At 63.4% G+C, this 21,120-nt stretch carries 13 protein-coding genes and 5 tRNA genes; 12 read left to right on the forward strand and 6 right to left on the reverse strand.

The window, feature by feature from the left end:
* Nucleotides 1-46: 46 nt before the first annotated feature.
* The 4 genes from DT068_RS23045 to DT068_RS23060 are packed head-to-tail and all read left to right on the forward strand — an operon-like array spanning nucleotide 47 to nucleotide 4,242.
* Nucleotides 47-1,096, forward strand: a complete 1,050-nt coding sequence (locus DT068_RS23045; protein WP_119392246.1) for an ATP-NAD kinase family protein — start codon at nucleotides 47-49, stop codon at nucleotides 1,094-1,096.
* A gap of 13 nt (nucleotides 1,097-1,109) precedes the next feature.
* Entirely contained in the window at nucleotides 1,110-2,093 is a 984-nt protein-coding gene (locus tag DT068_RS23050; RefSeq protein ID WP_119392247.1) for a thiamine pyrophosphate-dependent dehydrogenase E1 component subunit alpha, read from the forward strand.
* Nucleotides 2,094-2,112: 19 nt separating this feature from the next.
* A complete protein-coding gene (locus DT068_RS23055; protein ID WP_119392248.1) occupies nucleotides 2,113-3,120 on the forward strand; it encodes an alpha-ketoacid dehydrogenase subunit beta in 1,008 nt (335 codons plus the stop codon).
* 9 nt (nucleotides 3,121-3,129) lie between these two features.
* Complete coding sequence (locus tag DT068_RS23060) at nucleotides 3,130-4,242, forward strand: acetoin dehydrogenase dihydrolipoyllysine-residue acetyltransferase subunit (protein ID WP_119392249.1); 1,113 nt, start codon at nucleotides 3,130-3,132, stop codon at nucleotides 4,240-4,242.
* Between the two features lie 50 nt (nucleotides 4,243-4,292).
* Here the strand turns inward: DT068_RS23060 and otnI are convergent, their stop codons facing one another.
* Nucleotides 4,293-5,072: a 2-oxo-tetronate isomerase gene (otnI, locus tag DT068_RS23065; RefSeq protein WP_119392250.1), complete on the reverse strand. Its 780-nt coding sequence runs from the start codon at nucleotides 5,070-5,072 to the stop codon at nucleotides 4,293-4,295.
* Nucleotides 5,073-5,140: 68 nt separating this feature from the next.
* Between otnI and DT068_RS23070 the strand changes: the two genes are divergently transcribed.
* The 8 genes from DT068_RS23070 (at nucleotide 5,141) to DT068_RS23105 (ending at nucleotide 19,800) form a co-directional block, all read left to right on the forward strand.
* Nucleotides 5,141-7,621 (forward strand): glycogen/starch/alpha-glucan phosphorylase, encoded by a 2,481-nt coding sequence (locus DT068_RS23070; protein ID WP_119392251.1) that lies wholly within the window; start codon nucleotides 5,141-5,143, stop codon nucleotides 7,619-7,621.
* Nucleotides 7,622-9,817 carry a 1,4-alpha-glucan branching protein GlgB gene (gene glgB / locus DT068_RS23075; RefSeq protein ID WP_119392252.1) on the forward strand — a complete coding sequence of 732 codons (2,196 nt, stop codon included), beginning with the start codon at nucleotides 7,622-7,624 and terminating at the stop codon, nucleotides 9,815-9,817.
* An 11-nt stretch (nucleotides 9,818-9,828) separates the two neighbouring features.
* Entirely contained in the window at nucleotides 9,829-11,100 is a 1,272-nt protein-coding gene (gene glgC, locus DT068_RS23080; RefSeq protein ID WP_119392253.1) for a glucose-1-phosphate adenylyltransferase, read from the forward strand.
* Nucleotides 11,100-12,539, forward strand: a complete 1,440-nt coding sequence (glgA, locus tag DT068_RS23085) for a glycogen synthase GlgA (RefSeq protein WP_368905071.1) — start codon at nucleotides 11,100-11,102, stop codon at nucleotides 12,537-12,539. Before glgC ends, glgA begins: the two co-directional genes overlap by 1 nt.
* 9 nt (nucleotides 12,540-12,548) lie before the next feature.
* A complete protein-coding gene (locus DT068_RS23090; RefSeq protein ID WP_119392255.1) occupies nucleotides 12,549-14,177 on the forward strand; it encodes an alpha-D-glucose phosphate-specific phosphoglucomutase in 1,629 nt (542 codons plus the stop codon).
* Nucleotides 14,178-14,342: 165 nt separating this feature from the next.
* Nucleotides 14,343-18,059 carry a glycogen debranching protein GlgX gene (gene glgX, locus DT068_RS23095; RefSeq protein WP_119392256.1) on the forward strand — a complete coding sequence of 1,239 codons (3,717 nt, stop codon included), beginning with the start codon at nucleotides 14,343-14,345 and terminating at the stop codon, nucleotides 18,057-18,059.
* Nucleotides 18,059-18,649, forward strand: coding sequence for an NUDIX domain-containing protein (locus tag DT068_RS23100; RefSeq protein WP_119392257.1), 591 nt, complete (start codon nucleotides 18,059-18,061; stop codon nucleotides 18,647-18,649). The genes glgX and DT068_RS23100 overlap by 1 nt, the downstream gene beginning before the upstream one ends.
* Entirely contained in the window at nucleotides 18,646-19,800 is a 1,155-nt protein-coding gene (locus DT068_RS23105) for a Gfo/Idh/MocA family protein (protein WP_368905059.1), read from the forward strand. Before DT068_RS23100 ends, DT068_RS23105 begins: the two co-directional genes overlap by 4 nt.
* Nucleotides 19,801-20,021: 221 nt before the next feature.
* On the opposite strand, the gene DT068_RS23110 is transcribed toward DT068_RS23105, so the two are convergent.
* From DT068_RS23110 to DT068_RS28170, 5 genes are all read right to left on the reverse strand, one after another.
* Nucleotides 20,022-20,095 (reverse strand) — tRNA-Trp (locus DT068_RS23110).
* A 283-nt stretch (nucleotides 20,096-20,378) separates the two neighbouring features.
* Nucleotides 20,379-20,455: transfer RNA gene (locus DT068_RS28165), tRNA-Glu, on the reverse strand.
* Nucleotides 20,456-20,700: 245 nt separating this feature from the next.
* Nucleotides 20,701-20,781 (reverse strand) — tRNA-Asn (locus DT068_RS23115).
* Nucleotides 20,782-20,866: 85 nt separating this feature from the next.
* A tRNA-Phe gene (locus DT068_RS23120) sits at nucleotides 20,867-20,942 on the reverse strand.
* Nucleotides 20,943-20,944: 2 nt separating this feature from the next.
* Nucleotides 20,945-21,018: transfer RNA gene (locus tag DT068_RS28170), tRNA-Gly, on the reverse strand.
* Nucleotides 21,019-21,120: the final 102 nt, after the last annotated feature.

The raw sequence follows: 21,120 nt of genomic DNA on the forward strand, positions 1-21,120 counted from the left end.
ATGTTCGAGCCTTCCCTCCCGGGAAGGTACCTGGAGGAACCCTCGCTTGGCACCGCTTGTCGGTATCATCGCCAATCCAGTTTCGGCACGCGACATCCGTCGCGTGATCGCCAATGCGACCAGCCTCCAGATCACCGACCGCGCCAATATCGTGCTCAGGGTGCTCGCCTGCCTGAAGGCTTCGGGCGTCGGCCAGGTTGTCATGATGCCCGAAAATGGCGGGATCCGGCATCATGTGCGCCGCGGCGTCGAACGGTCGCGCAATCTGGGCGAGCATGAATTCCCCGAGATCACCTATCTCGACATGGCCATTACCGGCACGGTGGACGACACGATCAGGGCCGCCGACCTCATGCGCCAGATGAAAGTGGGCACCATCGTGGTGCTGGGGGGCGACGGCACGCATCGCGCCGTCGTCTCGCGTTCGGGCGATGTGCCGATCGCCGGCATCTCGACCGGCACCAACAACGCATTCCCGGAGCATCGCGAGCCCACCATCACCGGGCTCGCCGTCGGCCTCGCGGTGACGGGCAGGGTGCCCCAAACCGTCGCCTATGCGCCCAACAAGAAGCTCGTCGTGCGCGTCAACGACCAGGCGCCCGAAATCGCGCTTGTCGATGTAGCGTTCGTCACCGAACGGGTGGTGGGAGCGCGTGCCTTGTGGAAGCCCGAAACCTTCCGCGAGCTCTTCGTCACCTTCGCCGATCCCGAGGTCATCGGCATGTCGGCCATTGCCGGGCTTCTCGAGCCGGTGCGGCGGCATGAGCCGGGCGGCCTGCATGTGCTGCTGGCGCCGGTCGAGGACGCGCCGCTCGCGCTGACCGTGCCGATCGCGCCCGGCTATATGCGGCCCATCGGCATCGCCTCCTGGCAGAAGCTGGTGGCCGGCAAATCACACGGACCGCAGATTGCCGCCGGGTCCATCGCGCTCGATGGCGAGCGCGAACTGTCCTTTTCCGAGCGCGACCGGGTTCAGGTCGCTCTCGAAGAAAACGCCTTCCGTACTGTCAATGTCGCCGCCGTCATGGATCATGCGGCGCGCCACGGGCTGATGCGGCGGGCCGGTCTGATGACAATGAAACGCCAGGTTTCGTGATGGGAGGAGATCCATGAGCAAGAATCCGTTTCCGCTCGACAAGCAGGGCCTGCTCGAGGCCTATCGAACGATGCGGACGATCCGCGAATTCGAGGAGCGGCTGCATAATGAATTCGCCAAGGGCGACATTCCGGGCTTCGTGCATCTCTATGCCGGCGAGGAAGCCTCCGGCACCGGCATCATGATGCATCTCAACGACCGCGACCGGATCGCCTCGACCCATCGCGGCCACGGCCACTGCATCGCCAAGGGCGTCGATGTGAAGGGCATGATGGGCGAGATCTACGGCAAGGCGATGGGCTCGTGCCGCGGCAAGGGCGGCTCGATGCATATTGCCGATCTCTCCAAGGGCATGATGGGCGCCAATGGCATATTGGGCGCCGGTGCGCCGCTTGCCTGCGGCGCGGCGCTTGCCGCCAAGTTCCGCGGCGATGGCGGCGTCGGCATCTCCTTCGTCGGCGATGGCGCCTCCAACCAGGGCATGTTCCTCGAAAGCCTCAATCTCGCGGCGGTGTGGAACCTGCCGGCGATCTTCGTGGTCGAGAACAACGGCTATGCCGAATCGACCTCGCGCGACTATGCGGTCGCGGTCGATTCCTATGTCGATCGCGCCGCGGGCTTCGGCCTGCCCGGCGTCACCGTCGACGGCACCGATTTCTTCGCCGTCTATGAAGCGGCGGGCGAGATCATCAAGCGGGCGCGCGAAGGCGGGGGGCCGGCGCTGCTCGAATGCAAGATGATCCGCTTCTTCGGCCATTTCGAGGGCGACCAGCAGACCTATCGCGGCAAGGGCGAGGTCGAGCATATCCGCGCCCAGCGCGACTGCATCAAGCTCTTCTCCGACAAGGTCGTCGAGGCGGGCGTGATCAAGAGGCCAGAGCTCGAGGCCATCGACAAGGAAGTTCTCAAGCTCATCGACGAGGCAGTGGCGACGGCAAAGGCCGCCCCCATGCCGGCGCCGGCCGAGCTCCTCACCGATGTCTATGTCGCCTACTGATATTCAGGGAGATTGAAAAATGGCACGCAAGATCAGCATGCGGCAGGCAATCAACGAGGCGCTCGACCAGGAGATGACGCGCGACCCGACCGTGATCGTGATGGGCGAGGACATCGTCGGCGGCATGGGCGGGGAAGGCGAGAAGGATGCCTGGGGCGGCGCGCTCGGCGTCACCAAAGGCCTCTATGCCAAGCATGGCGACCGCCTCATGGACACGCCCTTGTCGGAATCCGCCTATATCGGCGCCGCGGTGGGGGCTGCCGCCTGCGGGATGCGTCCGGTGGCGGAGCTCATGTTCATCGATTTCATGGGCGTATGTTTCGATGAGATATTCAACCAGGCAGCGAAGTTCCGCTACATGTTCGGCGGCAAGGCGCAGACGCCGGTCGTCATCCGCACCATGGTGGGCGGCGGCTTCCGCGCCGCGGCCCAGCATTCGCAGATGCTGACGCCGCTCTTCACCCACATACCCGGCCTCAAGGTCGTCTGCCCATCCAATGCCTATGACGCCAAGGGCCTGCTCATCCAGTCGATCCGCGACAACGACCCGGTGATCTTCTGCGAGCACAAGAACCTCTATGGCATCGAGAGCGACGTGCCGCAGGAATCCTATGCGATCCCGTTCGGCGAGGCCAATGTGGTGCGCGAAGGCAAGCATGTGACGATCGTCACCTATGGCATGATGGTGCATCGCGCCATGGACGCGGCCGCCCAGCTCGCCAAGGACAAGGTCGAATGCGAGGTGATCGATCTCAGGACGCTTTCGCCGATCGACTGGGACACGGTGCTCGACAGTGTCGAGAATACCGGCCGGCTGGTCTGCGTCGACGAAGCGCATCCGCGCTGCTCGATCGCGAGCGATGTCTCGGCAAAGGTGTCGCAGGAAGCGTTCAAGTCGCTCAAATCCGCCATCCAGATGGTGACGGCGCCGCACACGCCGGTGCCGTTCTCTTCGGCGCTCGAGGATATTTACCTGCCGAGTGCGGAAAAGATCGCTGCCGCTGCGCGCAAGACCATGGCGAATTGAGGAGCTTACATGTCGGACAAGCGTATCATCCCCATCGTCATGCCGAAATGGGGGCTCTCCATGGCGGAGGGCAAATTGGCATCCTGGCTGATGAAGGACGGCGACAAGGTCAAGGTCGGCGACCAGATCCTCGAGGTCGAGACCGACAAGATCGCCGGCGCCGTCGAGGCGAGCGAAGCCGGCACTCTGCGCCGGCGCATCGGCCAGGAAGACACGATCTATCCGATCAAGACGCTGATCGGCGTGCTGGCGGATGACGATGTGCCGGACGCCGATATCGAGGCCTTCGTCGGCGCCTATGTCGTGCCGGCGGCGGAAGAGGGCGAGGAGGAGGCGGGCCCCCGCTATGAGTTCATCGACACGGGGACGGGCCGGCTGCGCTACACCAAGCGCGGCTCGTCCGACAATGCGGTGATCCTCATCCATGGCTTCGGCGGCGATCTCGACAACTGGCTGTTCAATGCCGACGCGCTGGCGGAAGGCGCCACCGTCTATACGCTCGATCTGCCTGGTCATGGGCAGTCGACGAAGACGGTCGCCGATCCGACGGTCGGAGGCCTCGCCAAGGCCGTGACGGGCTTCATGGATGCGGTGAAGGTCGACAAAGCGCATCTCGTCGGCCATTCGCTGGGCGGTGCCGTCGCGATGGAGATCGCCCGGACGGCGAAAGGCCGGGTGAAATCGCTGACGCTGATCTGTTCCGCCGGGCTCGGGCCCGACATCAATATGGGTTATATCGACGGCTTCATCGGGGCGAGCTCACGGCGCGATCTCAAGCCGGCGCTGGAGAACCTGTTCGCCGACAGTTCGCTGGTGAGCCGGCAGATGGTCGATGATCTCTTGAAGTACAAGCGGCTCGACGGTGTCGGCGATGCGCTGACCGCCCTCAAGAATGGCGTGTTTCCGAACGGAAAGCAGGCCGCGGTCCTTGCTGACGCGCTGAAATCGTCGGGCGTTCCAACCCTCGTCATCTGGGGCGCGGAGGACAAGATTGTCCCCGCGGCTCATGCGAAGGCAGCGGCGGGCGCCAAAGTCGAGATCATCGACGGCGCCGGCCACATGGTGCAGATGGAGCAGGCCGGCAAGGTCAACGGCCTGATCAAGGCGCTGGCGGGAGGCTGATCTCACGCCGCGGCTTGATCAGGGACTACGCCTTCGACGCGGTGCAACGGCTACAGGTAAGGCTTGAGCCAGCCCAGGCCGTCGCCGGTCGCGGCGCGCGGGCGGTATTCGCAGCCGATCCAGCCGTCATAGCCCAGCTCATCGATCAATTTGAGCAGATAGGGCGCGTTGAGCTCCTGGTTCTGATCGGGCTCATTGCGGCCCGGCACACCGGCGATCTGGATATGGCCGATGATCGGAAAATGCTTGCGCAGGGTCTGGGCAACGGCGCCGCGGCTCATCTGCTGGTGGTAGAGATCATATTGCAGCCTGGCATTGGAGGCGCCGACATCGGCCAGGATCTCGGCCGCCTGATCGGCCGAGGTCAGGAAATAGCCCGGCATATCGACCGGGTTGAGGGGCTCGATGAGAAGGGTTACGCCATGGGGCTTGGCCAGGCCTGAGGCCCAGCGCAGATTCTCGACAAAGCACTCCCGGCAGGCAGAGAGATCGTCGTCCTTGGCCGGAATGCCGGCCATCACGTGGATGCGCGGGTTCTCGAGCGTGATCGAATAATCGAGAGCCTGCTCGAATATCCTGCGGAAGACGTCCTTCCGGGCCGGAAGGGCGGCGAAACCCCGTTCCCCGGCATCCCAATTGCCGGGCGCGGTATTGAACAAAATTTGTGCAAGTCCTGCCTCCTTGCGCCGTCGGGCGATCTCGGCCTTGTCGAACGCATAGGGAAACAGGAATTCGACGCCCTTGAAGCCCGCTTCCGCAGCGGCGGCAAAGCGCTCCAGAAAGGGGATTTCCTGGAACATCATGCTCAAATTTGCGGCCAATCGCACCATCTTAACCCCGTCAAATAGTCTTGCTGTTCGGCATATAATAATAGAGCATAAAACTTGATCGAGGGCCCATGGTTCAGACTGTCACGCAAATCCACCCCGATGCGCCGAAGCCGGCGCCGCGGCGCACCGATGCTGCCACCTTGCGCGCCGAGATCCTGGAAAAGCTCGCTTACACGGTGGGCAAGGATCCGCTGGTGGCGCGCAATCACGACTGGCTCGCCGCCACCATCCATGCGGTGCGCGACCGGGTCATCGACCACTGGATGAATTCGACGCGCGATGCCTATGCCAAGAGCGCCAAGCGCGTCTATTATCTGTCGCTCGAATTCCTCATCGGCCGCCTGTTGCGCGACGCGATGAGCAATCTGGGGCTGGTCGAACCCGTCACCCAGGCGCTCAAGAGCCTCAATGTCGACCTCGACCTGGTTGAAGCGCTCGAGCCCGACGCAGCGCTGGGCAATGGCGGCCTCGGACGGCTCGCCGCCTGCTTCATGGAAAGCATGGCGAGCGTCGATATTCCCGCTTACGGCTATGGCATCCGCTACCAGCACGGCCTGTTCAAGCAGAAGATCAAGAACGGTCAGCAGATCGAGTTGCCGGAAGACTGGCTCGCCCATGGCAATCCATGGGAGTTCGAGCGCCAGGAGGCGGCCTATGATGTGGGCTTCGGCGGCTCGGTCGAGACGGTCGAGAGAGAAGACAATTCGCTCAAGCACACCTGGCTGCCGGCCGAGACGGTGCAGGCGGTCGCCTTCGACACGCCGATCGCCGGCTGGCGCGGCAAGCGCGTCAACACGCTGCGGCTGTGGAGCGCGCAGGCCTTCGATCCGATAAGGCTCGATGCCTTCAATCGTGGCGACTATGCAGGCGCGCTCGCCGAACAGAATCGGGCCGACACCATCACCCAGGTGCTCTATCCCTCCGACAGCACGCCCGCCGGACAGGAACTGCGGCTCAGGCAGGAATATTTCTTCGTCTCGGCGTCGCTGCGCGACCTGGTGCGCCGCCATATCAAGCAGTTCGGCGCGCTCGACAGCCTGCCGGACAAGGTGGCCATCCAGCTCAACGACACGCATCCGGCCATTGCCGTCGCCGAGCTGATGCGCATCCTCATCGACCGGCATGACCTCGACTGGGACCATGCCTGGAAGCTCACCAATGCCTGCATCTCCTATACCAACCACACGCTGCTGCCCGAGGCGCTCGAGACCTGGCCAGTTCATCTCTTTGAGCGGCTGCTGCCAAGGCATATGCAGATCATCTATGCGATCAATGCCCAATTGCTGCAGGAGGCGCGGGCAAAGTCGGCGAGCGACGCCATGCTGTCGGCGATCTCGCTGATCGATGAACACAATGGCCGCCGGGTGCGCATGGGCCAGCTCGCCTTTGCCGGCTCGCACAAGGTCAATGGCGTGTCGGCTCTCCACACCGAGCTGATGAAGACCACCGTCTTCAGGGACCTCAACGAAGCCTTCCCCGGCCGCATCACCAACAAGACCAACGGCATCACGCCGCGGCGCTGGCTGTTCCAGGCCAATGACGGGCTGACCAGGCTTGTCTGCGAGGCGATCGGCGACAAGGTGCTCGACGATCTGGATCAGCTCAAGGAGCTCAACAACCATGCCGCCGACAGCGCCTTCCAGCAGCGCTTCGCCGCGATCAAGCGCGCCAACAAGGCGAGACTGGCGCGCGCCATCCAGGAGGTCATGGGATTGAGGGTAGATCCCTCGGCCATGTTCGATGTGCAGGTCAAGCGCATCCACGAATACAAGCGCCAGCTGCTCAACATCCTGGAAGCGATCGCGGTCTACAACCAGATCCGCTCGCATCCGGAGCGCAGCTGGGTGCCGCGGGTGAAGATCCTGGGCGGCAAGGCGGCAGCGAGCTACTGGCAGGCGAAGCTCATCATCAGGCTCGCCAATGACGTGGCGCGGGTCATCAATTCCGATCCCGCGGTGCGCGGCCTGATCAAGATCGCCTTCATCCCCAACTACAATGTGAGCCTTGCCGAGCTGATCGTGCCGGCTGCCGATCTGTCCGAGCAGATATCGACCGCGGGCATGGAAGCCTCCGGCACCGGGAACATGAAATTCGCGCTCAACGGGGCGCTCACCATCGGCACGCTCGATGGCGCCAATGTCGAGATCCGCGAGCATGTCGGAGCCGACAATATCGTGATCTTCGGCATGACGGCGGAGGAGGTGGCCCAGCGCCGTGCCAATGGCTACAATCCGCGCGCCGTCATCGAGGCCAGCCCTGAACTCAAGGATGTGCTCGACATGATGGGATCGGGCGTGTTCTCGCCCGGCGAGGCCGATCGCTACAAGGGGCTCATCGATCTCCTCTATTCGAGCGACTGGTTCATGGTGGCGGCCGATTTCGCCGCCTATGCCAAAGCGCAGCGCGAAGTCGATGCCGTGTGGAACGAGCCTTCGCGCTGGTATGACAAGGCCATCCGGAACACGGCCAACATGGCGTGGTTCTCCGCCGACCGGACGATCCGCGACTATGCGCGGGAAATCTGGACCGTGCCGTCCATGGGAGGCTGAATGGCCCTGTCGTCATGGCAGCTCGAGCCGGCGGAGATATCGGCGCTTGTTTCGGGAACCCATGGCGATCCATTTGCAAGGCTCGGCATACATAAGGTCAAATCGGGCTATGTGGCCCGCACCGTCATTCCGGGCGCGGAAAAGGTGTCAGCCTTCAGCCTCGACGGCAAGGCGCTCGGCGACCTCGAAGGGCGCGAAAGCGAGGGGTTCTTCGAAGGCAAGGTGGCGCTCAAGAACCAGGCGCCGGTCTTCTACGAGGCCATGAACGCGACCGGCCAGTGGACGGTGGTCGATGCCTATTCCTTCGGTCCGGTTCTGGGGCCGTTGGACGATTATTATGTGGCCGAGGGCACGCATCTCAGGCTCTATGACAAGCTCGGCGCGCATCCCGTCACCCATGAAGGCATTGCCGGCGTCAATTTCGCGCTGTGGGCGCCCAATGCGAAGCGGGTCTCCATCGTCGGCGATTTCAACAACTGGGACGGACGCCGGCATGTGCTGCGCCACCGCGCCGGCGCCGGCCTGTGGGAAATCTTCATCCCCGAGCTCGAGCCGGGGACGGTCTACAAATTCGAGATCATCGGCGCCCAGGGCACGTTGCTGCCGCTGAAGGCCGATCCCTTCGCCTTCCAGTCGGAGCTGCGGCCGAAAACGGCCTCAGTGATCGCAAGCCCTGAGACTTTCGCCTGGAGCGATGCCGGCTATCTGAAGGCGAGGGGCGAGAAGGACCAGCGCCGCAGCCCGATGACCATATATGAAGTGCATCTGGGCTCCTGGCGGCGCCGTGGCGATGGCGGCTTCCTCAGCTACCGTGAACTGGCCGACGAGCTTCTCCCTTATGCCGCCGATATGGGCTTCACCCATATCGAGCTGCTGCCGGTCAGCGAGCATCCTTACGATCCCTCATGGGGCTATCAGCCGACCGGCCTCTATGCGCCGACGGCGCGGTTCGGACCGCCCAACGACTTCGCTTACTTCATCGACCGCGCCCATGCGATGGGCCTCGGCGTGATCCTCGACTGGGTGCCGGCGCATTTCCCGACCGATGAGCACGGGCTTGCCCATTTCGACGGCACCAGCCTTTATGAGCATGACGACCCGCGGCGCGGCTTCCATCCCGACTGGAACACCGCCATCTATAATTTCGGCCGCACCGAGGTGCAGGCCTTCCTCATCAACAATGCGCTCTACTGGATGGAGCGCTTCCATGCCGATGGCTTGCGCGTCGATGCCGTCGCCTCCATGCTCTATCTCGATTATTCACGCAAGGCCGGCGAATGGATTCCGAATGAGGAGGGCGGGCGCGAGAACAAGGAAGCCATCGCCTTTCTCAAGCGGATGAATGCCACGACCTATGGCACGCATCCGGGCGTCGTCACGGTTGCCGAAGAGTCGACCGCCTGGCCCGGCGTGTCGCAACCCGTGCATTCGGGCGGCCTCGGCTTCGGGTTCAAGTGGAATATGGGCTTCATGCATGACACGCTTGCCTATATGGCGCATGAGCCGATCCACCGAAAGCATCACCATAACGAGCTGACCTTCGGCCTGCTCTATGCCTTCTCGGAGAATTTCGTGCTGCCGCTGTCGCATGACGAGGTGGTGCATGGAAAGGGCTCGCTCCTCACCAAGATGGCGGGCGACGACTGGCAGAAATTCGCGAATTTGCGGGCCTATTACGCCTTCATGTGGGCCTATCCCGGCAAGAAGCTGCTGTTCATGGGGCAGGAATTCGCGCAGCGCAACGAATGGAGCGAGGCGCGCGGGCTCGACTGGGACCTCCTGCAATATCCCTCGCATGGCGGAGTGCGGACGCTGGTGCGCGACCTCAACCGGCTTTATCGCGAGCTGCCCCAGCTCCATGCGCGCGATTGCGAAGGGGATGGCTTCGAATGGCTGATCGCCGATGACCGCGACAATTCAGTCTTCGCCTGGATGCGCAAATCGGGCGGGAACCATCGGCCCGTGGTGGCCGTTTGCAATTTTACACCAGTGCCGCGGCAAGACTATGTGCTGTCGCTTCCCCATTGGGGACGCTGGCGTGAACGGATCAACACGGATGCAAGCCAATATGGCGGTAGCGGCCTGGGCAATTTTGGTGCCATCATGGCGGAACAACAAGGATCGCACGGACGGCCAGCGAGTGCCCGCGTGACGCTGCCGCCACTGGCGACGCTGATCCTCGAGGCTGAGGAATAGGGAGGGGTAGTATGAGTGAGAAACGCAGACACGCACCACTGGCGCGCGATGCCATGGCCTATGTGCTGGCGGGCGGGCGTGGCTCACGCCTGATGGAACTGACCGACAGGCGCGCCAAGCCCGCGGTCTATTTCGGCGGCAAGACGCGCATCATCGATTTTGCCCTCGCCAATGCGATCAATTCCGGCATAAGGCGCATCGGCGTCGCGACCCAATACAAGGCGCACAGCCTGATCCGCCATCTGCAGCGCGGCTGGAATTTCCTGCGCCCCGAGCGCAATGAGAGCTTCGATATCCTGCCCGCCAGCCAGCGCGTCGCCGAAAACGAGTGGTATGCGGGCACGGCTGACGCCGTCTACCAGAATCTCGATATCATCGAGAGCTACGGCCCCGAATTCATGATCATCCTGGCCGGCGATCACATCTACAAGATGGATTATGAGCCGATGCTGCAGCAGCTCGTCGATGCGGATGCCGATGTGATCATCGGCTGCCTGGAAGTGCCGCGTATGGAGGCGACGGGCTTCGGCGTCATGCATGTCGATGACAAGGATCGCGTGCTGAGCTTCATCGAGAAGCCGAAGGACCCTCCGGGCATGCCCGACAAGCCCGACATGGCTCTCGCCTCGATGGGCATCTATGTGTTCAAGACCAGGTTTCTCGCCGATCAGTTGCGGCGCGACGCGGCGGAGAAGGGATCCGATCGCGATTTCGGCAAGAATATCATTCCCTATCTGGTCAAGAATGGGAAAGCCTATGCGCATCGTTTCCCGCGCTCCTGCGTGCGCTCGGAGAATGAGAGCCAGTCCTATTGGCGCGATGTCGGAACGGTGGACGCCTATTGGGAGGCCAATATCGACCTGACCGATACCGTGCCGGCGCTCGATCTCTATGACAACAACTGGCCGATCTGGACCTATTCGGAACTCGTGCCGCCGGCGAAGTTCGTGCATGACGAGGACGGACGGCGCGGCAAGGCGGTGAGCTCGCTGGTATCGGGGGGCTGCATCATCTCAGGCGCCGGTGTCAAAAACTCGCTGCTCTTCACCGGGGTGCGCATCAACTCCTATTCGCGCATGGAGCAGGCGGTCGTGCTTCCCTATGTGAATATCGGCCGCAACGCCCGGCTGAAGCGTGTCGTCATCGACAGAGGCGTCGAAATCCCCGAAGGCCTGGTGGTCGGCGACGATCCCGATCTCGACGGCAAGCGGTTCCGGCGCACCGGCAACGGCATATGCCTCATCACCCAGCCGATGATCGACAGGCTCGTCGCGCAGAAATGATCAAGATCCTGGCGGTCGCGTCGGAGGTGTTCCCGCTGGTCAAGACCGGCGGGCTTGCCGATGTGGCCGGCGCCCTGCCTGCGGCCTTGAAGCATCACGGCGCCGAGATGCGCGTGATGATGCCGGCCTATCCCAAAGTCATGGCGGCGCTCGAGGATGCGAAGCCGGTGCACCGCTATGAGGATCTCTTTGGCGGGCCGGCGCGGCTGCTGGCCGGCACGGCTGCCGGCCTCGATCTGCTGGCGCTCGATGCGCCGCATCTCTTCGACCGGTCCGGCAATCCTTATACCGGTCCCGACGGCAAGGACTGGCCCGACAACTGGATGCGCTTCGCGGCATTGTCGCGCGCCGCGGCCGATGCAGGACGCGGGACCGTCAAGGACTTCGCGCCCGACATCGTCCATGCGCATGACTGGCAGGCGGCGTTGGCGCCGGCCTATCTCCATTTTACCCCGCAGCCCGCCGCCAAGACGGTGCTCACGGTTCACAACATCGCCTTCCAGGGGCAATTCTCCGCCAGCATCTTTCCCGCGCTCGGCCTACCCGAGGCCGCCTTCTCCATCGGCGGTGTCGAATATTACGGCGATGTCGGCTTCCTCAAAGGCGGGCTCAATTACGCCGATGCGATCACGACAGTGAGCCCGAGCTATTCGGAAGAGATCCGCACGCCTGATTATGGCATGGGGCTCGATGGCCTGCTGCGAGCGCGCCGCGATGCCCTGACCGGGATCGTCAACGGCATCGACACCGACATCTGGAATCCGGCAAGCGATGCTCACCTGGCGCTCTCCTATGTGCCGCGCAATTTCGTCCAGCGGCGCCTGGCCAACAAGCGCGCCGTGGAAGAACGCCTCGGTCTCGAGCAAAGCGACGGGCTGCTGTTCTGCGTGGTGAGCCGGCTGACCTGGCAGAAGGGCATGGATATCCTGGCGCAGTGCCTCGATGGACTTGTTGCGCAAGGGGCGCGGCTGGCGCTGCTCGGATCGGGCGATGCGGCACTCGAAAATGATTTCCGCGAGGCGGCTGAAAAATATCCGGGCCGCATCGCCGTCAAGATCGGCTATGACGAAGGCCTGTCGCATCTGCTGCAGGGCGGGGCGGATGCTATACTCATTCCGTCGCGCTTCGAGCCTTGCGGGCTGACCCAGCTCTATGGCCTGCGCTATGGCTGCGTTCCGGTGGTTTCGCGGGTCGGCGGTCTTGCCGACACGGTCGTCGATGCCAACGAGGCCGCGCTCGATCAGGAAAGCGCCACCGGTGTCCAGTTCGCCCCTGTCGATGCGTCAACACTGGCGCGCGCCATCGAGCGCGCAACTAGACTCTATGCCGACCGCAAGGCATGGAATAGCATGCAGAAAGCCGGCATGAAGACCGACGTTTCCTGGGAGAAAAGTGCGGCGCGCTATGCGCAGCTCTACCAGAAGCTCTTGCAAAGTTGACGAGGCCAGATGATCAAGACCGTTCCGACGAAGCCGTTCGCCGACCAGAAGCCCGGGACCTCGGGCCTGCGAAAGAAAGTGCCGGTCTTCCAGCAGAAGAACTATTCCGAGAATTTCATCCAGTCGATCTTCGATTCGCTCGAGGGCTTCAAGGGCAAGACGCTGGTCATCGGCGGTGACGGCCGCTTCCACAATCGCGAGGTGATCCAGACCGCGGTCAAGATGGCGGCCGCCAACGGCTTCGGCCGCGTGCTTGTCGGGCAGGGCGGCCTGCTGTCGACGCCGGCCGCCTCCCATGTCATCCGCAAGCACAAGGCCTTTGGCGGCATCGTGCTGTCGGCGAGCCATAATCCCGGCGGGCCGGATGGCGATTTCGGCATCAAGTACAACATCTCCAATGGCGGGCCGGCGCCAGAGAAGATCACCGAAGCCGTCTTCGCGCGCACCAAGGTGATCGACCGCTATCTGATCTCGGATGCGCCCGATGTCGCGCTCGACCGCATCGGCACTAACGAGATCGAGGGCATGCGTGTCCAGGTCTTCGATCCGGTGGCCGACTATCAGGCGCTGATGGAAGAGCTGTTCGATTTCGACGTGATCCGCGACATGTTCGCCGGCACGTTCCGCATGCGCTTCGATGCCATGCATGCGATCACCGGTCCCTATGCCAGGGCGATCCTCGAGAAGACGCTGGGGGCGCCCGAGGGCACCGTGGTCAACGGCACGCCCTTACCCGATTTCGGCGGCCATCATCCCGATCCCAACCTGGTCCACGCCAAGGCGCTCCATGACCTGATGATGGCGAAGGAAGCGCCCGATTTCGGCGCCGCTTCCGATGGCGACGGCGACCGCAATCTCATCATCGGCCGCAACATCTTCGTGACACCGTCCGATTCACTCGCCCTCCTGTCGGCCAATGCGCATCTGGCGCCGGGCTATGCCAAGGGCATTGCCGGCATTGCGCGCTCGATGCCGACCAGCATGGCCGCCGACCGTGTGGCCGAGCGGCTGAAAGTCAAATGCTATGAGACGCCGACGGGATGGAAGTTCTTCGGCAACCTGCTCGATGCGGGGCTGGCAACGATCTGCGGCGAAGAAAGCGCCGGCACCGGCTCCAACCATGTGCGCGAGAAGGACGGGCTTTGGGCGGTGCTGCTGTGGCTCAATATACTGGGCAAGCGCAAGGAAAGCGTCGAGAACATCGTCTTCCAGCACTGGCGCGACTATGGGCGGAATTTCTACACGCGCCATGACTATGAGGAAGTGGACACAGAGCGCGCGAACGGCCTGATGAACCATATCAGGGGATTTCTCGGCAAGACCGACATTCCGCCCCTGGGCAGCAAGACCTTGGTGAAATCCGACGATTTCGCCTATCACGATCCCGTCGATCAGTCGGATTCGAAGGGACAGGGCTTGCGCTTCCTGTTCAAGGACGGCTCGCGCATCATCTATCGCCTTTCGGGCACCGGTACGGCGGGCGCCACGATCCGCGTCTATATCGAGCGCTATGAGCCCGATCCCGCCAAGCAGGGCGGCGACACGCAGGCGGCCTTGTCCGATCTGATCGCCATCGCCCGCAACCTGGCCGAGATCGAGACACGCACCGGACGCAGCGCGCCCACTGTCATCACCTGAGAATGTGTTCAAGTCAACGTACCACCCTCACCCTGAGGTGCCCGGCGTAGCCGGGCCTCGAAGGGTGTGCTGCAACAGATTCGATCTATCCTGAGGGATGCTTCGAGGCTCGCTTCGCTCGCACCTCAGCATGAGGGTACTTAGAGATGATGCTTTGCGGGACAGATGCTCATTCTTCCTGATCACTCACTCGGCGTGACACTGACGGAAGACGGCGCCGAGTTCGCCGTCTTTTCGCGTCACGCCACGCGCATCGAGGTCTGTCTCTTCGACGCGGAGGATCGCGAGACGCGGCGCGTCGCCATGGATCGGCAGGGCGATGTGCACAAGGTGTTTCTGGCCGGCATCGGGGAAGGACAACGCTATGGCCTGCGCGCCGATGGGCCATGGGCGCCCGAAGCCGGGCATCGCTTCGATCCTGCGAAACTGCTGGTCGATCCTTATGCGCGCCGTCTCGATCGCGCCTTTGCTCATCATGCCGATCTGACCCGCAAAGGTGTGGATACGGCGGCGCTGGTCCCGAAGGCAATCATCGAGCGGCCATTGCCGCAGGTGTCGCGTTCCCGCCCCAGGCCGCCCGAGATCATCTACGAAGTCCCGGTCAAAGCCTTCACCAGGCTGCATCCGAAAGTGCCGGAGAAGCTGCGCGGCACGGTGGCGGGGCTGGCGCATCCGGCGGTGATCGAGCATCTGGCCGCGCTCGGCATCGACACGGTCGAGCTCATGCCGCTCGCCGCATGGATCGACGAGCGCCACCTGCCGCCGCTCGGCCTGCATAATGGCTGGGGCTACAACCCGGTGACCTTCATGGCGCCCGATCCACGGGTGGCGCCGGGCGGTTTCGCGGAAATCCGCGCCGCGGTCGAGGTGCTGCATGCCGCCGGTCTCCAGGTCATTCTCGATGTCGTCTATAACCATACGGGCGAGAGCGATGCCGAGGGCACGACACTGTCGCTGCGCGGCCTCGATGAGGCGAGCTATTACAGCCATGACGGCGGCTTCCGGCTGATCAACGATACGGGCTGCGGCAATACGATCTCGGCGGAAGCCGATCCAGGCTTAAGCCTCATCCTCGATGCCATGCGACTGTGGGTGAGCGAGACCGGCATCGATGGATTCCGCTTCGACCTGGCGACAATCCTGGGGCGAGGGGCGAACGGCTTTTCGGCCGCGGCCCCGTTCTTCACGGCGAGCGAGAAGGATCCGCTGCTCAAGGATCTGATCTTCATTGCCGAGCCCTGGGACATCGGTCCCGGCGGCTACCAGCTGGGTCACTTCCCGCCGCATTGGCTCGAATGGAACGACCGCTTTCGCGACGACCTGCGCCGCTTCTGGCGCGGTGACCGCGGCATGGTGGGGACGCTGGCCACACGGCTCGCCGGATCATCCGACATATTTTCGGGCCGCACACCCCAATGCAGCGTGAACTTCCTCGCCGCCCATGACGGCTTCACCTTGCGCGATCTCGTCTCCTATGCGGGCAAGCACAATGAAGCGAATGGCGAGAACAATCGCGACGGCACCGACAATAATTTCTCCTGGAACAATGGCGTCGAAGGCGAGAGCCGGGACCAGGCCGCGCAGGCGGCGCGGGCGAATGATGCGCGCGCCTTGCTCGCAAGCCTGCTCCTGTCGCGCGGCACGGTCATGCTCACCGCCGGCGATGAATTCGGCCGCAGCCAGAAGGGCAACAACAATGCCTATGCCCAGGACAATGAGCTGACCTGGCTCGACTGGGAAAAGGGCGATGCGGAGCTTCTTGCCTTCGTGCAGTCGCTCGTCCGGCTCCGGCGCGGCCATCCGTCACTTTCGGGCCGCGCCTTTCTGACCGGCGTAGCGTCTGACGCGACCGGGCTAGCCGACGTGTCCTGGCTCAGGGCGGATGGCGAGCGCTTGCGCGAAACGGACTGGAACAATCCCGACAACCAGCTGCTGGGGGCTGTCTTCTACGACTATGGCAGCGGCGATCGGTGCTGCATCTGGCTCAATGCCGGAAGATCGTCGCACAAGGTGGCGCTTCCTGCCGCGCGTGATGGCGGAAGCTGGCGGGCGGTGCTGGGGACCGACGGCCAGGAGGTCGCTCCGCGCAGCGTGACGGTCTTTGCCGAGGAGATGAAGGTGAAGCGCAGTGCCGCGCCCACCGACCGTCTCGTCAACGAGCTTGCCGAGCAAGCCGGCATCCATTCGGTGTGGTGGACGGTCGAGGGCGAAAGACACGACGTTTCGATCGAGACCAAGCGCGCGCTGCTCAAGGCGATGGGGCTTGCGGCGGAAACGGGCGGCGATGTTGCCGAGAGTCTCCGGCGGATCGCGGCCATATCCCAGCCGGCCGCGGAAGAGCGCAAATGTCATCTCTCGCCGGCACTCGCATCGGGCAAGAAGATCTTCGGGCTCGCGGCACATCTTTATGCCTTGCGGAGCAAGTCGGGTTCGGCGTTGGGCAACTTCGCGACGCTCGGCGATTTCGGCGAAACAGCGCATCAGGCCGGCGCGGCTTTTGCCGGCATCAATCCGCTGCATCATCTTTTCCCGACCGATCGCAGTCGCGCCAGTCCCTATCAGCCGTCCGATCGCCGTTTCATCGATCCGATCTATATCGGTCCGGAGGGATTGTCAGATGGGCACGGTGCGGCTGCGGCGCTGAGCAAGCTTCGCCATGTCGATTATGACGCGGCGTGGAAGGTCATGAAGGATGCGCTTGCCGAGGCTTTCCAGGTCCGTCGGGAGGACGAGGGCTTCAGGGATTTCTGCGCCGCAGGCGGGGAGGCTCTCCATCTTCACGCGGTCTTCGAGACGATTGCCGATGAAAGAGGCAGCGTCGATCGGCAGAAATGGCCGGCCGTGCTGCGCGAGGTGCAGACGGGCGATGTTGTGCGCTTTGCAAAGGAGCGCGGACCGCAGGTGCTGTTCCGCAAATGGCTGCAGTGGGTCGCCGATCGGCAGCTTGGTGACAGCGCCCGGCGCGGCAGCCCGCTCTATGGCGACCTGGCGCTCGGCACCGCCTTCGATGGCGGCGAGATCTGGGCAGACCCCGAGGCCTTTGCCAGCACCGTGTCGATCGGGGCACCCCCCGATCCGTTTTCGGCGCTGGGGCAGGTGTGGAACCTGGCGCCGTTCCGGCCGCATGTTCTTCTCGAGCGCAATCTCGAGCCTTACCGGCAGATCCTGCGCGCCAATATGCGCCATTGCGGCATGTTGCGCATCGATCATGTGCTGGGCCTGCAGCGGCAATTCTGGGTGCCGCGCGGCGCCGAGGGCAGGGATGGCGCCTATGTCAGCTTCCCCGTCGATGCGCTGATGCGGCTTGTCGCCGAAGAGAGCGTTGCCCATCAATGCATGGTGGTGGGAGAGGATCTTGGCACGGTGCCCGATGGCTTGCGCGAGCGGCTGGCGCGCAGCAATTTCCTCTCCTACAAGGTGCTGTGGTTCGAAAAGGACCAGACGACCTTCCGCCCACCCGATGCCTATCCCTATCTGTCGCTCGCCTGTCTCGGCTCGCATGACCTGCCGACCTTTGCCGGCTGGGCGGCGGGAGCGCATCTCGAGCTCGACCACCGGCTGAAGCGCAGTCCCGACGAGGCGAAGCAGCGGCGCGACTATGAGAGCGAGCGCGAGGCCTTGACGCAAGCTTTCACCGCGGCCGGCATCGGCAGCGGCGACCCGATGAGTGCCGCCCATGAATTCCTGGCCGAGACCGGCTCGGCCATCGCCTTCGTGCAGGTCGATGATCTCTTTGGTGAAACGGACCAGCTCAATGTGCCGGGCACCGATCGCGAATATCCGAACTGGCGCCGCCGCAACCAGCGCGCGATCGGCGATCTCCTGAGCGATCCGAAGGCGCGGAGCCTGCTCGATATTCTGCGCAAGCAACGGAGCTCATAGTGGCATTCGTCCCCAAGATCGTCATCGCCTCGGCCGAGCTCGTCTATTCCGGCTGGGCCAGGCTCAACCGCTACAAGCTCGACATAGAGAAGCATGCGGGCGGCTTCATGCCGGCGGTGCGCGAGGTGCATGACCACGGCCACGGCGCCAGCGTCCTTCCCTATGACGTCTCACGCGGCACCGTTCTTCTCGTCAGGCAGTTCCGCTTGCCGCCCTATCTCGGCGGCACCGACGGCATGATGATCGAGGCCTGCGCCGGCCTGCTCGATGGCGATGAGCCGCGCGATTGCGCCCTGCGCGAGGCGGAGGAAGAGCTCGGGCTTCGCATCCGTGATCTCGAGGCGCATGGGCGCATCTGGGGCTCGCCCGGCGCGATCGCCGAAAGCATCTGGCTGTTCCTGGCGGCCTATTCGCCGGAGGATCGCATCGGCAAGGGCGGCGGCAAGGAGGGCGAGGATGAGGATATCGAGATCCTGGAAATGACGCTCGACGAGGCGATGCAGCTGGTGGCCACGGGTGAAATAGCGGATGCAAAGACCATCATTCTGTTGCAGCATCTGTGGATCAGGACGCAGGGACGGCCGGGATGAACGAAAAGATCAAGAGATCGATCCGCTGGGGCATGGTGGGCGGCGGCATTGGCGGCTTCATCGGCGAGAGCCATCGCATGGCGGCGCGGCTCGACGGCAAATTCAATCTTGTCGCCGGCGCCCTGTCGTCCGATGCCGAGCGCGCCCGCGAGTCGGCGGCGCAATGCTTCATCTCAGCCGAACGGACCTATACGGACTATCGCGAGATGGCGAAGGCCGAAGCGGCGCGGCCGGACGGCATCGAGGCGGTCAGCATCGTGACGCCCAATGCGTCGCATCACGCGATCGCCTCGGCATTTCTCGACCATGGCATCGCCGTCATCTGCGACAAGCCGCTCGCCACCTCCGTGCAGGACGGACAGGACCTGGTGGCGCGCGCCGCCAAGGCGCAGCGCCTGCTCGGCGTGACCTACAATTATTCCGGCTATCCGATGATCCGCCATGCCAGGAGCCTGGTGGCCGAAGGGGCGGTCGGCGCCCTCAGACTGGTGCAGGTCGAGTTCGCGCTGGGGTGGCTCGCCGCGCCGCTCGAGCAGGAAGGCGTCAAGCAGGCCTGGCGCACCGATCCCGCAAGCGCCGGTCCGAGCGGCGTCGTCGCCGATATCGGGACCCATGCCTATCATCTGCTGCGCTTCGTGACCGGCCTCGAGATCGAGACGCTCGCCGCCGATCTCGCCACCGTGGTTCCCGGCCGCAAGCTCGAGGACAATGCCAATATCCTGCTGCGCTTCAAGGGCGGGGCGCGGGGCGTGCTGTGGGCCAGCATGGTGGCGGCCGGCGAGACGGTCGGCTTCCGCCTGCGCGTCTATGGCGAGACGGGGCATCTTGCCTGGGACGAGGCCTTTCCCGATCAGCTGCACTTGCGTCTCCTCGACGGCACCGACCAGACGCTCCATCGCGGCGGGAAACTGTCGCCCGCGGCCAAGCAGGCGACGCGATTGGTGTCGGGCCTGCCGGAAGGCTTTATCGAGGCGTTCGCCAATCTTTATGGCGATTATGCCGAGCAGATCACGGCACGGCGCGACAAGCGTCCGCCTGATCCGGCGAGCCTGCTGGCGCCGACCGGAGCCGACGGTGTCGATGCGCTGGCCTTTGTCGAGGCTGTGCTGAAATCGGGCCTCGCCGATGGCAGCTGGGTGGCGCTGGGATAACAGGGAATTTGCAGGGAACTACAGGGATTTACAGGGGAGACGGAATCCGCTTCAACAAAATCAAAGGCTTGGAAAACCGAGCAGGGAATTTCAACCAGTCGAATTGCAGGGCTGGAAAAGGATCGCTTCGAGGGCGGGCAAATGTCGCGAGCCTGATATTCCCCAATCCTCCGCTTGCGCACGCAATTGCAAGCGTGAACCATCCAGATCGAACGCAAAATTGGCACCCGCACCAGGGATCGAACCCGGATCACCGGTTTTGGAGACCGATACTCTTCCATTGAGCTATACGGGCATGGGTTTCAAAGCGCGAAGCAAGGCGGCCAAAACCGCCGCTCGCGCGGATACAGCCCTCCTGCGCTAAAGCTTCAGAGGGCATCCTGCTTCGCATGGAGGCCAGCGCCAGTCCTGCGAAGCCCTCCTGCGCTAAAGCTTCGGAGGACAGGCGTTTCGCGCGAAGCAGAATGCCGGGGAGAAGAAAGCGAGGCGACGCAACTGGCTCCGGGCGAACGATTCGAACGTTCTTCTTTCCAACTTCAAAGGATGGCGGCCGGACCTACCAGCTAACCCGGAATAGCTGGTCTCGCCGACGGGAGTCCCACCCGCGAAGTCTCGCTGTGAAAGAGCGATACCCTTAGTGCCAGGCGACGGCGAGAGAGAAGTGGAGCAAGCTGGATAAGGCCCTCCTTCGCTAAAGCTTCGGAGGGCATGCAGGATGGAGTCGCGAGCTGGATTTTAACCAGCCTGAAGCCGGGTTGCAGCCGACTGCATAGTCACTCTGCCATCGCGACAAAGAAGTGGTTCTCCCGCAAGGATTCGAACCTCGGTTCACGGATCCAGAGTCCGGTGTCCTGTGGTTGGATGAAGCAGAAAGCCGAAGATCGAAGCTTCGATTTGCGGCTCCTGGGGCAGGACTCGAACCTGCAAACCTTGCGGCGCCTGATTAACAGTCAGGTGCGTTTGCCATTCCGCCACCCAGGAACAAAATTGGTGGAGATATGGGGAATCGAACCCCACGACGGCGATCTTGCAAGGATCACCCGTCACCCATGACCATCCCCGGATTTGGTGCCAGGAGTCCGTTTCGAGCGGACCTCTTCGCGCTTTCAACGCGACGCTTTCACCAGATCAGCTATCCCGGCAGTGGTGCGGACTAGCAGAATCGAACTGCTCTCATCGGGGTGGCGCCCCGAGGCCCAGCCAATAGACCAAGTCCGCGAAGATAGGAGGAGCGAGCGCCTGCCGGCGCTCGCCCGCACAGCCGGTACATCCGCGGTCTGCGCAAAGTGTCGGAAGGACGCACGAACGGTTTCCGCCGCA

Origin of the sequence: Taklimakanibacter lacteus (genome assembly GCA_003576695.1) — a bacterium.
GTDB classification, from domain to species: Bacteria; Pseudomonadota; Alphaproteobacteria; order Rhizobiales; family Aestuariivirgaceae; genus Taklimakanibacter; species Taklimakanibacter lacteus.